We start from the raw sequence: 13,629 nt of genomic DNA on the forward strand, positions 1-13,629 counted from the left end.
CTCACATGTGCGGGACGTCGCCCGGGATGTCGTAGAACGTCGGGTGCCGGTAGACCTTGTCGCCGCTCGGCGCGAACAGCGGGTCCTTCTCGTCCGGGCTGGAGGCCGTGATGGCGTCGGAGCGCACGACCCAGATGCTCACGCCCTCGTTGCGCCGGGTGTAGACGTCGCGGGCGTGCCGCAGGGCCATCGCGTCGTCGGGGGCGTGCAGCGAGCCGACGTGCACGTGGTTGAGCCCGCGCTTGACCCGGACGAACACCTCGTACAGCGGCCATTCCCGCCGGTCGGCGCTCATCGGGCGCCCGCCCCTGCCGCGGTACGGCTCGCGAACGCCGACGCGGCCTCGCGCACCCAGGCGCCGTCCTCGTGGGCGGCGCGGCGGTGGCGCATCCGCTGGGCGTTGCACGGCCCGTCGCCGCGGATGACCGCGGCCAGCTCCGACCAGTCCGGCTGCCCGAAGTCGTGGTGCCCGCGCTCCTCGTTCCAGCGCAGGTCGGGGTCGGGCAGCGTGACGCCGAGCGCCTTGGCCTGCGGGACCGTCATGTCGACGAACTTCTGGCGCAGCTCGTCGTTGGAGTTGCGCTTGATGCCCCAGGCCATCGAGCGTTCGCTGTTGGGGGAGCGGTCGTCGGGCGGGCCGAACATCATGAGGGAGGGCCACCAGAACCGGTTGACCGAGTCCTGGACCATCTCCCGCTGGGCCTGCGTGCCGCGCATCATCGTCATCAGCAGCTCGTAGCCCTGCCGCTGGTGGAAGGACTCCTCCTTGCAGATGCGGATCATGGCGCGGCCGTACGGGCCGTAGGAGGTGCGGCACAGCGGCACCTGGTTGCAGATCGCGGCGCCGTCCACGAGCCAGCCGATGGTGCCGACGTCGGCGTAGGACAGCGTCGGGTAGTTGAAGATCGAGGAGTATTTCTGCTTCCCGGCCAGAAGGAGTTCGGTCAGCTCGGCGCGGGAGACGCCCAACGTCTCGCACGCGGAGTACAAATAGAGGCCGTGCCCGGCTTCGTCCTGCACCTTGGCCAGCAGGATCGCCTTGCGGCGCAGCGACGGGGCACGCCCGATCCACTCGCCCTCCGGCTGCATGCCGATGATCTCGGAGTGCGCGTGCTGGGCGATCTGGCGGACGAGCGTCCTGCGGTACGCCTCCGGCATCCAGTCGCGGGGCTCGATCCGGTCGTGACCCGCGATGGTCGCGTCGAAGGCGGACTGCAGCCGCTCCTCCAGGTCCGGCTCCGCCGGCGTGGTGGTCATCGTCCCTCCGAGACATCGGTCTTATTTACTTATCGCTCGGTCAGTAATACGGTTGCATGAGTCGGGGCTTCCGCGCAAGAGAGGAGACAGCGTGAGCGCGCTGCTGGAGAGCTACGCCGCCGGACGATGGTTCCGCGCGTCGGACGACGGGGAACCCTTGCTCGACGCCGCGACCGGCGAGGAGGTCGCGCGGATCTCCAGCCGGGGGCTGGACGTCGCCGCCATGGTCAGGCACGCCAGGGACACCGGCGGCCCGGCGCTGCGGGCCCTGACCTTCCACGAGCGGGCCGCCCTGCTCAAGGCGCTGGCCAAGCACCTGATCGAGCGCAAGGACGCGCTGTACGCCCTGTCCACGCGCACCGGCGCCACCGCCCGCGACACCATGGTCGACGTCGACGGCGGCATCGGCACCCTGTTCAGCTACGCGAGCAAGGGCGTGCGCGAGCTGCCCAACGACACCGTCTTCCTCGACGGCGGCCTGGAGCGCCTGGGCAAGGGCGGCACCTTCGCCGGTCAGCACCTCTACACCTCGCGGCCGGGCGTCGCGGTGCAGATCAACGCCTTCAACTTCCCCGTCTGGGGCATGCTGGAGAAGCTGGCCCCGGCCTTCCTCGCCGGGCTGCCCTCGATCGTCAAGCCCGCCGCCCAGACCGCCTACCTCACCGAGCTGGCCGTCCGGCAGATCATCGAGTCCGGCATCCTGCCGGAGGGGACGCTCCAGCTCCTGGCCGGCAGCCCCGCCGGGCTGCTCGACGAGCTGACCGTCCAGGACTCCGTCGCCTTCACCGGCTCGGCCCACACCGCGGGAATCCTGCGCCGCCACCCGAACGTGCTCGACGGCGGCGTCGTCCTCGGCGTCGAGGCCGACTCGCTCAACTGCTCGATCCTCGGCCCCGACGTGCGCCCGGACGATCCGGAGTTCGACCTGTTCGTCAAGGGCGTCGTCACCGAGATGACGGTCAAGGCGGGCCAGAAGTGCACGGCCATCCGCCGCGTGCTCGTGCCGGCGAACCTGGCGGACCAGGTGACCGAGGCGCTGGCCGCCCGGCTGTCGTCGATCACCGTCGGCGACCCGCGCAACCCCGACGTGCGCATGGGCCCGCTGGCCAGCCTGGGCCAGCGGGACGAGGTGCGCAAGGCGGTCGAGGCGCTGCTGGCCGGCGCGGAGATCGTCCACGGCGACCCGCGCGGCGCGTCCCTGCTGGAGGGCGACCCCGAGCTCGGCGCGTTCATGACGCCGCTGCTGCTGCGCGCCCGCCCCGGCGCCGCCGAGCCGCACGACGTGGAGCCGTTCGGGCCGGTCGCGACCGTGCTCGCCTACGACGGCGTCGAGGAGGCGGTCGCCCTGGCCGCGCGCGGCAAGGGCAGCCTGGTCGCCTCCGTCGCCACCCACGACCCGCAGGTCGCGCGGTCCGTTGTGCTCGGGCTCGCGCCCTGGCACGGCCGGGTCCTGGTCCTCGACCGCGACGACGCCAAGGAGTCCACCGGGCACGGCTCGCCGCTGCCGGTCCTCGTCCACGGCGGCCCCGGGCGGGCCGGCGGCGGCGAGGAGCTGGGCGGCGTGCGCGGCGTCCTGCACCACATGCAGCGCACCGCCGTCCAGGGCTCGCCGGACCAGCTCACCGCGATCACCGGCCGCTGGACGACCGGCTCGGCGCGCGCCGAGTCCGGCGTCCACCCCTTCCGCAAGTCGCTGGCCGAGCTGCGGGTGGGCGACACGATCGCCTCCGCGCCGCGCACGGTCTCGCTCGCCGACATCGAGCACTTCGCCGAGTTCACCGGCGACACCTTCTACGCCCACACCGACCCCGAGGCCGCCGCCCGCAACCCGCTGTTCGGCGGCATCGTCGCGCACGGCTACCTGGTGGTCTCCCTGGCCGCCGGGCTGTTCGTGGACCCGGCGCCCGGCCCGGTGCTGGCCAACTTCGGCGTCGACGGGCTGCGCTTCCTCACCCCGGTCAAGGCCGGCGACGCCATCGCCGTCGCGCTGACCGTCAAGCAGATCACGCCGCGCAGCGGCGCCGACTACGGCGAGGTGCGCTGGGACGCCACCGTGACCAACCAGGACGGCGTCCCGGTCGCCACGTACGACGTGCTGACCCTCGTGGCCAAGACCTGGCCGGAGGGCTGACGTGGACGACACCCCGGTCCTGCTCGAACGCGACGGCGCCGTGGCCGTCGTGACGCTCAACCGTCCCGACCACCGCAACGCGCTGAACGACGGGCTCAAGCAGGCGCTGCGCCGGGCGCTGGAGGAGGCCGCCGCCGACGACTCGGTCAGGGCCGTGCTGCTGACCGGCGCGGGCCGCGCGTTCTGCGTCGGCCAGGACCTCGCCGAGCACGCCGAGGCCCTGCGCGCCGACCCCGGCCACGCCTTCGACACGGTCGAGGCGGACTACGCGCCGGTCGTCCGGCTCCTGGCCACGATGCCCAAGCCGGTCGTGGCCGCCGTCAACGGCGCCTGCGTCGGCGCGGGGCTGGCTTTCGCGCTCGCCTGCGACCTGCGCGTCCTGGCCGAGGACGCCAAGCTGGCCACGGCGTTCACGGGGATCGGGCTCACCTGCGACTCCGGCCTGTCGGCGACCCTGGCGCGGGCGGTCGGTGAGGCCAGGGCCAAGGAGCTGGTGCTGCTCGGCGAGCCGTTCGGCGCCGCGCAGGCGGTCGCGTGGGGCGTGTCGGGACGGGTGGTGCCCGGGGCCGAGGTGTGCATGGCCGGACGCGAGCTGGCCGCCCGGCTGGCGGCCGGGCCGACCGCGGCCTACGCCGAGTCCAAGCGGCTCATCGCGCAGGGGTGGGAGCAGGGCCTCGGTGCGGTGCTCGCCGAGGAGGCCCGTGCGCAGGCCCGCCTCGGCCTGACCGCCGACCACGCGGGCGCGGTGGAGGCGTTCCTCGCCAAGCGCAGAGCGACCTTCGGAGGGCGCTGAACGAAGACCTGAGGGGGCTCAGCTCTCGTGGGCCCCCCAGTCCGCGCCCCGGCCGCGGGCCTCCTCGAACACCAGCCAGGTCCGGGTGGCCCGCACCCCGGGGATGTCCTGGATGCGTTCCAGCACGACGTGCCGCAGCGCGGCGTTGTCCGGCGTCCTGACCAGCACCAGGACGTCGTAGTCGCCGCCGACCATGGCGAAGTGCTCGACGTACGGCGTCTCCCGCAGCCGTGCCGTGACCTGGCGCCAGGAGTTCTGCTCGATCGTCACCGACACGTACGCGCTGGTGCCCAGGCCCGCCCGGTGCGGCGCCAGCTCGGCGGTGAAGCCGGTGATCACGCCGTCGTCCATCAGCCGGGTGAGCCGGGCGTAGACGTTGGCGCGTGAGACGTGCACGCGTTCGGCCAGGGTGCGCATCGACATGCGGCCGTCGCGCAGCAGCTCGGCGATGATCGCCCGGTCCACTCCGTCCAGGTTTGCGGCCGAACGTCCCGGCCAGCCGCTCTCGACGCCCTCGTTGGCTGACAATTGGCCCTCCATTAGTCCCATATAAAGCCGTTTGTCGCTCATCATGCCTGATGTCTTGAACGGATGGCCCCGGAAGCGGACGCTTTCCCTCACAAACGTCCAGAGAAAGTGAGCGTCCGCCATGTCCGTGAGGAGGAGTCCCCAGACGGTCGACGGCCTGCTGCCCTCACCAGAGCCGGTGCGCTTCGTCGCCGAGGACGGCACCGCCGTCGAGCCGCCCGCCGGGTACGCAGAGCCCGCAGGGGAGCACCTGGTGGAGGCGTACCGGCGGATGGTCCTGGGCCGCCGCTTCGACCGCCAGGCGACCGCGCTGACCAAGCAGGGCCGGCTGGCCGTCTACCCCTCCAGCCGCGGCCAGGAGGCCTGCCAGATCGCCGGCGTGCTCGCGCTGCGCGAGGACGACTGGCTGTTCCCCACCTACCGCGACTCGGTCGCGCTCGTCTCCCGCGGCCTCGACCCGGTCGAGGTGCTCACCCTGCTGCGCGGCGGCTGGCACTGCGGTTACGACCCCGCCGCCACGCGCGTCGCCCCCCAGTGCACGCCGCTGGCCACCCAGACGATCCACGCCGTCGGCATGGCCGAGGCCATGCGCCGCAAGGGCGAGGACGGCGTCGTCATGGCCTTCATCGGCGACGGCGGCACCAGCGAGGGCGACTTCCACGAGGCGCTCAACTACGCCGCGGTGCTGCGCGCCCCCGTCGTGTTCCTCGTCCAGAACAACAAGTACGCCATCTCCGTGCCGCTGGCCAAGCAGAGCGCGGCCCCGGCGCTGGCCTACAAGGGCATCGGCTACGGCATCCCCTCCGAGCAGGTGGACGGCAACGACCTCGTCGCCGTCCTGTCGGTCCTGACCGCCGCCGTGACGCACGCCAGGACCGGCGGCGGCCCGTTCCTCGTCGAGGCGCACACCTACCGCATGGACCCCCACACCAACGCCGACGACCCCACCCGCTACCGGGAGAGCCAGGAGGTCGAGCAGTGGGAGTCGGCCGACCCGCTGGCCCGGCTGGAGACCTACCTGCGCGGGCGCGGCCTGCTCGGCGCCGAGGACGTCGCCGCCGCCCACCAGGCCGCCGAGGAGTACGCCGCGCGCCTGCGCGAGGCGATGAACGCCGACCCCGAGGCCGACCCCTTCGAGCTGTTCGACCACGTCTTCGCCGAGCCGACGCCCCAGCTGCACGAGCAGCGGGCCCTGCTGGCGTCCGAGCTGACCGCGCGGGAGGACTGACATGACCGCGAAGATGACCGCGAAGATGACCATGGCCCAGGCGTTGAACGCCGCCCTGCGGGACGCCCTGCGCGAGGACGAGCGCGTCCTCGTCTTCGGCGAGGACGTCGGCCCGCTCGGCGGCGTCTTCCGCGTCACCGACGGGCTCACCAAGGAGTTCGGCGAGGAGCGCTGCTTCGACACGCCGCTGGCCGAGGCGGGGATCGTGGGCCTGGCCGTGGGCCTGGCCATGGGCGGCTTCCGCCCGGTGATCGAGATGCAGTTCGACGCCTTCGCCTACCCGGCCTTCGAGCAGATCGCCTCACACGTGGCCAAGCTGCGCAACCGCACCCGCGGGCGGCTGTCGCTGCCGATCGTGATCCGGATCCCGTACGCCGGCGGCATCGGCGGCGTCGAGCACCACTGCGACTCCAGCGAGGCGTACTACGCCCACACGCCGGGGCTCAAGGTCGTGACGCCCGCGACGGCCGACGACGCCTACTGGCTGCTGCGCGACGCCGTCGCCGACCCCGACCCGGTGATCTTCATGGAGCCCAAGCGGCTGTACTGGTCGAAGGAGGAGACCTCCGTCGCCGACCGCGGCGCCGCCGGGTTCGGCCGGGCCGCCGTCCGCCGCGAGGGCCGCGACGCCACGCTCGTCGCCTACGGGCCCAGCGTGCCCGTCGCGCTCCAGGCCGCCGAGGCCGCCGCCCGCGACGGGCTCTCGCTGGAGGTGGTCGACCTGCGGACGATCGTCCCGTTCGACGACGAGACCGTGGTGGCCTCGGTGCGCAAGACGGGGCGCTGCGTGGTGATCCAGGAGGCCCAGGGGTTCGCCGGGGTGGGGGCCGAGATCGCCGCCCGCGTGCAGGAGCGGTGCTTCCACTCGCTGGCCGCGCCGGTGCTGCGCGTCACCGGGTTCGACATCCCGTACCCGCCGCCCATACTCGAGCACTCCCACCTCCCGGACGTCGACCGCGTCCTCGACGCGGTGGACCGCCTCCAGTTCGACGACCGGCCCGACGTGCTGCACCTCACCCGGGAGGCGTCATGACGGCGACCGCCGCGCGGCAGGTGTTCCGGCTGCCGGACCTCGGCGAGGGCCTGACCGAGGCCGAGATCGTCGAGTGGAAGGTGGCCGTGGGGGACACGGTGGAGATCGACCAGATCGTGGTGGAGGTGGAGACCGCGAAGGCGGCGGTGGAGGTGCCCGTGCCGTACGCGGGGACCGTGCTGCGGCTGCACGCCGAGGCGGGCGCGGTCGTGGCGGTGGGGGAGCCGCTCATCGAGGTCGGGGACTCGCAGGAGGACCCGGCGGCGGCGCGGTACCGGGAGGAGGAACGCGCGGGCTCGGGCAACGTCCTGATCGGCTACGGCACCACCGGCGCCCCCCACAAGAGCCGCCGCCGCCCCCGCACCCCCAAGCCCACCGTTTCCCCCGCAACCCCCGCTGCGGGACCTGCACCGGCACCGGGTTCCGTCCCGGCACCTGCTTCGGGAGCTGCGCCGGCACCGGGTTCCGTTCCGGCACCTGCTTCGGGGGCGGCAGCGGGGCCTGCGCCGGCACCCGCGCGGGGATCGGCGTCGGGGGCCGCGATCGCGCCTGGGCGCGCGTCCGGGTCTGAGCCTGCTCCTTCGTCCCCCGGCGGGCCGGAGCGCGCGCCTCGCGTGATCTCGCCGCTGGTGCGGCGGATGGCGCGCGAGCACGGCGTCGATCTCGCCGCCGTCCTCCCCAGCGGACCGCACGGGGTCATCCTCCGCCGGGACGTCGAACACGCCATCGCCAACCCCGGCGCGAGCCTGGACGCCCCCTCCGCCGACAAGGCCGCGGCCCCGGCGTCTCCGGCAGCCTCCGCGTCTCCGGCGGCCCCGGTGTCTCCGGTGACCCTGGTGGCGGAGCGCATCCCCCTGCGCGGCCTGCGCCGCACGGTGGCCGACAAGCTGACCCGCAGCCGCACCGAGATCCCCGACGCCACCACCTGGGTGGACGTGGACGCCACCGACCTGCTCGCCGTCCGCGACACCCTCCGGCGGACCAGCCCGGACCTGGGCATCGGCCTGCTGGCGCTCCTGGCCCGCGCCTGCGTGGCCGGCCTGCTCCGCTTCCCGGAGCTGAACTCCTCGGTCGACACCGACCGGGCAGAGATCGTCCGCCACGGCCACATCAACCTGGGCTTCGCCGCCCAGACCGAACGCGGCCTCGTCGTGCCGGTGGTCCGCGACGCGCACCTCATGACCACCGCCGGCCTGGCCGCCGAGCTGACCCGCCTGACCGCGCTGGCGCGCTCGGGCAGCCTGCCCCCGTCCGCGCTGACGGGCGGCACGTTCACCCTCAACAACTACGGCGTCTTCGGCGTGGACGGCTCCACCCCCATCATCAACCACCCGGAGGCGGCGCTCCTGGGGGTCGGCCGCGTCATCGACCGCCCCTGGGTGCACGACGGCGCGGTGGTGCCCCGCAAGATCACCCAGCTGTCCTTCACCTTCGACCACCGCGTCTGCGACGGCGGCGCCGCGGGCGGCTTCCTCCGCTTCGTCGCCGACTGCGTCGAGAACCCCGCCGTGCTGCTCGCCCACGTCTAGCAGCACGCTCCCCACGCCGGCGAACGTCACCCGGTGAGCCCGAGGGCCGCGCCCCTCGGGCTCACCCTTGTCGCCCGCGACGGGCCTGTCGGTCATTGTGCTGGACGGCCTGAGCGCAACACCCTGAAGGCATCGAACGCTGCCTGTCCGTGAGGCGGACACCCGGCGTCGACGCCAGACACCGGCATGGAGGAGGACCCCGATGCCCGATCCCACCTCGACAGACGTGTGGTCCACGATCAGCGAGCTGGTGGCGTGGCTGGACCGTAACAACGGCCGGGACCCGCACGAACTCACCCTGCGCGTCATGAAGATCGGCGAGGAGTTCGGCGAGGCGGTCGAGGCCCGCATCGGCGAACTCGGCCAGAACCCCCGCAAGCCCGCCTCCCACACCCGCCAGGACCTCGCCGACGAGTTGTGCGACGTGATCGTGACGGCAATGGTGGCGCTCGCCTCCGTCGCCGACGACCCGCGGGCTGTGTTCGAGACCAAGCTGAGGAAGATCGCCGACCGCGTCTCAGCGCTGGAGGCCAAGGGCGCCTGACCTTCCCGGGCAAGCCGTACGAGCCGCCGCTGCGGCGCTCGCCGCGCACTGCGCAGCGGATCGCTCCTCACCGCCGTACCCGACGGAGCGGAGTCGGGCCGCCTTCGCCGAGATCGCGCGAGCCGAGGCATCGGGCCTGCGTCCGCGCCTGGTGGTCACGCGCCAGGAGCCCGGTAGGCCACCTCCATCCGCGTGGCTTCGTCGACCTCCTCCGCCGTCAGCAGGGCGACCGTCGTCGTCCGCACCGCCCCGGACGCCGACACCGCCATCCCGAGGGCAGCCGACGCCGCATTGCTCGGCAGGTCGACGACCACGAACGTGTCCGTCTCGCCGAACGCGAAGTACATCTGCTCGACCCGCCCGCCCAGGCTCTCCACCAGGCGATCCACCGCTTGCCGGCGTCCGGTGCCGCCGTCTCGGAGCACCCCGCGGATGCCGTCTGCGGTGTACGTGGACTGAATCAGATACTTGGGCATGGTCGAGTTCCTCTCCTCGTGCCGCCACCCGGGTGCGAGGCGGCTGTCGCGGGTCACGAGGTCGGAATTCTCGGCGTCCGATGAAGGTAATCCCACCGGTGGTGCTGGGTTTCCCCTGCGGCTCTCGATGCGCGCCCTCTAGGCGGCGACCGTCAGAACCACGATCGCCACTCCGAGCGTCAGGTCGAGCGCTGCGCAGAACTCGGCCATGGAGCGGGCCACCACCTTGTTCCTGAGCCAGAGGACCACGTCCAGAACGGCATGCCCGACCAGGCCCGCGGCGACCAGGCAGCCCCCGGCCGCAGGCGACAGGGACAGCGCGGCCACCGACGCCGCCCCGAAGACCAGCATCGCGGGAACCTGCGCCGCGACGAGCGCCGGCCTCTTCGCCAGCCCGGCCGCCAGGCCGACGACGGCGACGCACACCGCACCCCCGACCAGCCCCGGCCACGGCTCCAGCCCGAGCACCCGCAGCACCGCCACCGCCACCACGGACGCCCCGAACAACGGCCAGACCACCTCCGGCCTGCCGGTCACCGCCGTGGCGAGGTAGATGAGCGCGGCGAGGAACACCACAAGGGCCGCGTCCCGCCCGTCCTCCAGCCCCAGGACATTGAAGACCATGAAAGCCAGGCCCAGCCCCGTGGGCCAGCGACGTGCGACGGCCATGAGCACCCGGCCGGTGGGGGAGCGCCTCTGCGAGCCGCCTTGCGCGGACGACATCTCAACCATGCCCCGACTCTCCCGCGCCACCTCCGCCCACCTTGCGACCGAACACCCCGGACGTCCGGAATCCTGCGATTCCTGTCCAGCCATCACACATTCACCCCGCCGGCCGCCCGTGAAGGGAAGGCTGTCCGACGTCAGGCCGGGCCGACCGTCTGTGAGGGGAAGGCTGTCCGACGTCAGGCCGGGCCGACCGACCGCAGCCAGACCGCCGCCGAGTACGGGCTGGTGAAGCGGAGCACCCGCAAGGGAGCGAAACGCGGATCACGGGTGCGCCGCCGGATCTCCGCCCGTCGCGCCGCGTGCTGCGACCAGGCCCACCACGCCGGATGATCACTCTGGAACCACCCGGCGACCGTCTCCCGATTGCCGTTGAAGACGGATTCGCGCAGAACCGTCCTGCGCAGCGAACGCCGCAGCACCCGCGGCATGACGACCCGGCGCGGATAGTCCAGCCAGACGATGGTGTCGGCGCGTTCCCACAGCAGGTCGCGCACCTCCGGGTAGCCGAAGGAGTCGAAGATCCACGCCGGGGTCCCGGCGATCTCGGCGACCCGCTCCTGGAACGCCTCGTCCACGGCCCAACCGGGCCCGGCGAAGTACAGGCCGTCCATCTCGTGACAGGGCACGGCGATCCGGCTGCTCAATGCGCGCGCCAGCGTCGACTTGCCCGCCCCGCTGATGCCCGCCACCAGAATCCGCCGCATCCCGGCAGGCTAGCGCAGCCGTACCCGCCGAGCCCGCGGTGCTGCCGGCCCATGCGAACGCGTACGACGCCTTCCCCAGTGACACGGGTTCAGATCGTGCAGTGACACGAGCTTCAGATCGTGCGGGACACCCGTCAGACCACGGTCTGACAACCCGTGGTAGGACTTCCCCGCTCCAAGACCAGCCCCTGGTCCGACGCGCTCCCGAACCCCGCGCCGCAATCATGACCGCATGCTGAAACCTCTCGCCACGATCCTTGCCGCCCTGCTGGCGATCACGGGCCAACCCGCCATAGCCACCGCCACCGCCACCCCCAGCGCCGAGACCCGACCCGGCAGCGAGAGCACAGTCCGTCCCTCCTCGGTCACTCCGTCCGTCGTGACCGCCGGATCCTCACTGACCTGGCAGCCCTGCCCCAACGACAAGATCGGCATGGAGTGCGCCGACCTCCAGGTCCCGGTCGACTGGCACAAGCCCGACGACCGCAAGATCACACTGAAGCTGGGCAGGCTGAAAGCGACCGGCGCCTCCGAAGGGTCGGTCCTGGTTGCCTACGGCGGCCCAGGAGGCCCCGGCATCGCCACCACCGCAGCCGTCCCCGACTGGTGGGCCCGGCTGCGCGAGCGCATGGACATCGTCACCTGGGACACCCGCGGCTACGGCGAGCAGTTCGGCGGCCTGAGCACCGGCCTCGCGTGCGTCTGGACCCGCATCCCCATCCCGGAAGCCCCGCGTGACGACGCCGGCTTCGGCCGTCTGTCCGACACCAACCGCGGCTTCGCCGAGGCATGCCGCCACCAGGACCCCCAGCTGTTCGCCAACATGAGCTCGGCCGGCCAGGCCAGAGACATGGAGGCGATCAGAAAGGCCCTGGGCGGCGCGAAGCTCAACTACTATGGCGCCTCCTACGCTGGCTTCTACGGCCAAGACTATGCCCGCCTCTTTCCCGACCAGATCCGCACGATGGTCCTCGACGGCACCTGGAACCACAGCCCCGCCGACTGGTCGCGCGAACTGGAGGAGATGGCGAAGTCCAACGAGCAGTCCATGCGGCGCTTCTTCACCTGGTGCGCCGTCCACGACTGCCAAGACATACCCGGCCTCTGGCACAACCTGACCGAACGAGCCCGCCGCAAGCCCATCCCCACCACGACGGCCAACATGGCCTACAACGCCCGCGACCTGCAGTCCCTCGCCCTCTTCATGGCCCGCCAAGGAGCCCCCGCCTGGCCCGCCCTGGCACGCGCGATCCGCAAGGCGGCCGGCCAGGGCGACGCCTCCGACTTCGTCCCGGCCCGTGGGGCCCGCTACCCCGACCAGACCACCCCCGTCACCGAATGCCTCGACTGGCCGCGTCCCACGACCCTCAAGGAACTGGCCGGCACCGACGCCCGCCTCCGCAAGATCGCCCCTCTCACCGGCACCGCCAACACGCTGGCCTCGGCGACCCTCACCTGCATCGGCTGGCCCGCCCCGGTCACCAACCCACCCGCTCCCCTCCCGAAGGGCGTGCCTCCCGTCCTGGGAGCAGGCGCCTGGGGCGAGTCGGACGCGGTCGAACGTGTCCTGGCCGCCGTCCCCGGCAGCGTCACCATCCGCCACGACGGCCCCGGTCACACCCTCTACGGCTTCAACCCTTGTGCCCGCGACCTGATGAACCGCTACTTCACCGACCTGACCCTGCCGCCGCCGAACACCCATTGCTGACCACCTCGACCCGGCCGACGGGCAGCCATCCGGGCGGACGAGAACGTCTTCGTCCCACGCTTCAATCGACCCGATTTCGGCTTCCGAGCACGAAGAGCCCAAGTGCATGAAGCCCGAGCACGAGAAGCCCGCGCGCGTAAGGAAGGACCGGACCTTGCTGGGCCAGTACGTCAGCCGCAGTCGGCGATCCTCAACTCGGCCGGATGGGGCTCTGCGGCGCCCGGTGGAACTCGACACTCACGAACCGACCGTCGGCGAAGCCCAGGCGCGCACCGTCGCAGTGCGCGAACGGCGTCCCCCAGGAGTCGTGCGAAGCGTCCGGAAAGCACGCCGCCAACGCCAGCTCGATCGCCCCTCCGTGCCCGACCAGGAGCGCCGAGCAGCCCTCCGCGACGTCGCGGACCGTGTCCACCCAGATCGCTCGGTGGGTCTCGGCCACGGTCGCCGTGTCCTGGCCCTCCCGGATGATCTCCGCGAGCCGCCGGTAGGGCTCGGTCCAGCCCCACTGCGCGTGCCGAGCGATTTCTCCCGGCACATAACCCGACGGCATCTCCACGGTGTAGTCGACGGCGAAACCCATCGCAACAGCGGTCTCGACGGCCCGAGGAGACGAACTGGTGACCACGCGCTCGTAGGGGCCGACCCCGGAGCCGATGAAGCGGGCGAGGGCGATGCCGTCGGCCGACAGGTGTGATCCGCGGCCACGTGCCGCGCCCTTCTTGGTCAGGCTGTGTCGGCGCACGTCGAGCCAGCGCACTTGGCGTCCTCCTGCAACGGTGTTCCGGTGGGCAAGGGCAGAGACGCGTGCGGCCACCGGATCACCCGAGCGGTGTGGTGACGATCAACGATCATGTGGCGGCCGCAGGCCACAGCGTAGCCGTGCCCGTCCGAGCAACGACGGCGAAGGGCGAAGGGGGAGGCGGTGAGGGGGAGCTGTCACGCCGGCCTCGGCAGTGCCCTCGACGTGCC

General features: G+C 72.4%; 14 protein-coding genes. 7 read left to right on the plus strand and 7 right to left on the minus strand.

Annotated elements, in window-relative coordinates:
• Position 1: 1 nt before the first annotated feature.
• Both paaB and paaA read right to left on the minus strand, forming a co-directional pair.
• Positions 2-295 carry a 1,2-phenylacetyl-CoA epoxidase subunit PaaB gene (gene paaB / locus AB0J71_RS07295; protein ID WP_352324188.1) on the minus strand — a complete coding sequence of 98 codons (294 nt, stop codon included), beginning with the start codon at positions 293-295 and terminating at the stop codon, positions 2-4.
• Positions 292-1,257: a 1,2-phenylacetyl-CoA epoxidase subunit PaaA gene (paaA, locus tag AB0J71_RS07300; protein ID WP_352324189.1), complete on the minus strand. Its 966-nt coding sequence runs from the start codon at positions 1,255-1,257 to the stop codon at positions 292-294. The genes paaB and paaA overlap by 4 nt, the downstream gene beginning before the upstream one ends.
• A gap of 91 nt (positions 1,258-1,348) precedes the next feature.
• Here paaA and paaZ point away from each other — a divergent pair, with 91 nt between their 5' ends.
• Both paaZ and AB0J71_RS07310 read left to right on the plus strand, forming a co-directional pair.
• On the plus strand, positions 1,349-3,388 hold the full coding sequence (gene paaZ, locus AB0J71_RS07305; RefSeq protein ID WP_352324190.1) for a phenylacetic acid degradation bifunctional protein PaaZ: 2,040 nt from the start codon (positions 1,349-1,351) through the stop codon (positions 3,386-3,388).
• 1 nt (position 3,389) lies between these two features.
• Positions 3,390-4,181: an enoyl-CoA hydratase-related protein gene (locus AB0J71_RS07310; RefSeq protein ID WP_352324191.1), complete on the plus strand. Its 792-nt coding sequence runs from the start codon at positions 3,390-3,392 to the stop codon at positions 4,179-4,181.
• A gap of 18 nt (positions 4,182-4,199) precedes the next feature.
• Here the strand turns inward: AB0J71_RS07310 and AB0J71_RS07315 are convergent, their stop codons facing one another.
• The gene (locus AB0J71_RS07315; RefSeq protein ID WP_364413248.1) at positions 4,200-4,709 is read right to left on the minus strand and encodes an Lrp/AsnC family transcriptional regulator; all 510 of its coding nucleotides are present in this window, start codon (positions 4,707-4,709) and stop codon (positions 4,200-4,202) included.
• A 127-nt stretch (positions 4,710-4,836) separates the two neighbouring features.
• Between AB0J71_RS07315 and pdhA the strand changes: the two genes are divergently transcribed.
• From pdhA to AB0J71_RS07335, 4 genes are all read left to right on the plus strand, one after another.
• A complete protein-coding gene (gene pdhA / locus AB0J71_RS07320; RefSeq protein ID WP_352324193.1) occupies positions 4,837-5,937 on the plus strand; it encodes a pyruvate dehydrogenase (acetyl-transferring) E1 component subunit alpha in 1,101 nt (366 codons plus the stop codon).
• A gap of 13 nt (positions 5,938-5,950) precedes the next feature.
• Entirely contained in the window at positions 5,951-6,970 is a 1,020-nt protein-coding gene (locus tag AB0J71_RS07325) for an alpha-ketoacid dehydrogenase subunit beta (protein ID WP_364413454.1), read from the plus strand.
• Positions 6,967-8,499, plus strand: coding sequence for a dihydrolipoamide acetyltransferase family protein (locus AB0J71_RS07330; protein ID WP_364413250.1), 1,533 nt, complete (start codon positions 6,967-6,969; stop codon positions 8,497-8,499). The genes AB0J71_RS07325 and AB0J71_RS07330 overlap by 4 nt, the downstream gene beginning before the upstream one ends.
• A gap of 202 nt (positions 8,500-8,701) precedes the next feature.
• A complete protein-coding gene (locus tag AB0J71_RS07335; protein WP_352324195.1) occupies positions 8,702-9,043 on the plus strand; it encodes a MazG-like family protein in 342 nt (113 codons plus the stop codon).
• 155 nt (positions 9,044-9,198) lie between these two features.
• On the opposite strand, the gene AB0J71_RS07340 is transcribed toward AB0J71_RS07335, so the two are convergent.
• The 3 genes from AB0J71_RS07340 to AB0J71_RS07350 form a co-directional block, all read right to left on the minus strand.
• The gene (locus AB0J71_RS07340; protein WP_364413252.1) at positions 9,199-9,519 is read right to left on the minus strand and encodes a GYD domain-containing protein; all 321 of its coding nucleotides are present in this window, start codon (positions 9,517-9,519) and stop codon (positions 9,199-9,201) included.
• A 138-nt stretch (positions 9,520-9,657) separates the two neighbouring features.
• A complete protein-coding gene (locus AB0J71_RS07345) occupies positions 9,658-10,251 on the minus strand; it encodes a hypothetical protein (protein WP_364413254.1) in 594 nt (197 codons plus the stop codon).
• A 173-nt stretch (positions 10,252-10,424) separates the two neighbouring features.
• Positions 10,425-10,952: a hypothetical protein gene (locus AB0J71_RS07350; RefSeq protein ID WP_352324199.1), complete on the minus strand. Its 528-nt coding sequence runs from the start codon at positions 10,950-10,952 to the stop codon at positions 10,425-10,427.
• Positions 10,953-11,184: 232 nt separating this feature from the next.
• On the opposite strand from AB0J71_RS07350, the gene AB0J71_RS07355 reads away from it, so the two are divergent.
• A complete protein-coding gene (locus AB0J71_RS07355) occupies positions 11,185-12,660 on the plus strand; it encodes an alpha/beta fold hydrolase (protein WP_364413256.1) in 1,476 nt (491 codons plus the stop codon).
• Positions 12,661-12,850: 190 nt separating this feature from the next.
• On the opposite strand, the gene AB0J71_RS07360 is transcribed toward AB0J71_RS07355, so the two are convergent.
• Positions 12,851-13,417: a histidine phosphatase family protein gene (locus tag AB0J71_RS07360; RefSeq protein ID WP_352324201.1), complete on the minus strand. Its 567-nt coding sequence runs from the start codon at positions 13,415-13,417 to the stop codon at positions 12,851-12,853.
• Between the last annotated feature and the right edge of the window lie 212 nt (positions 13,418-13,629).

The sequence above is a fragment of the Nonomuraea sp. NPDC049637 genome (genome assembly GCF_040675235.1).
Classification (GTDB): Bacteria; Actinomycetota; Actinomycetes; order Streptosporangiales; family Streptosporangiaceae; genus Nonomuraea.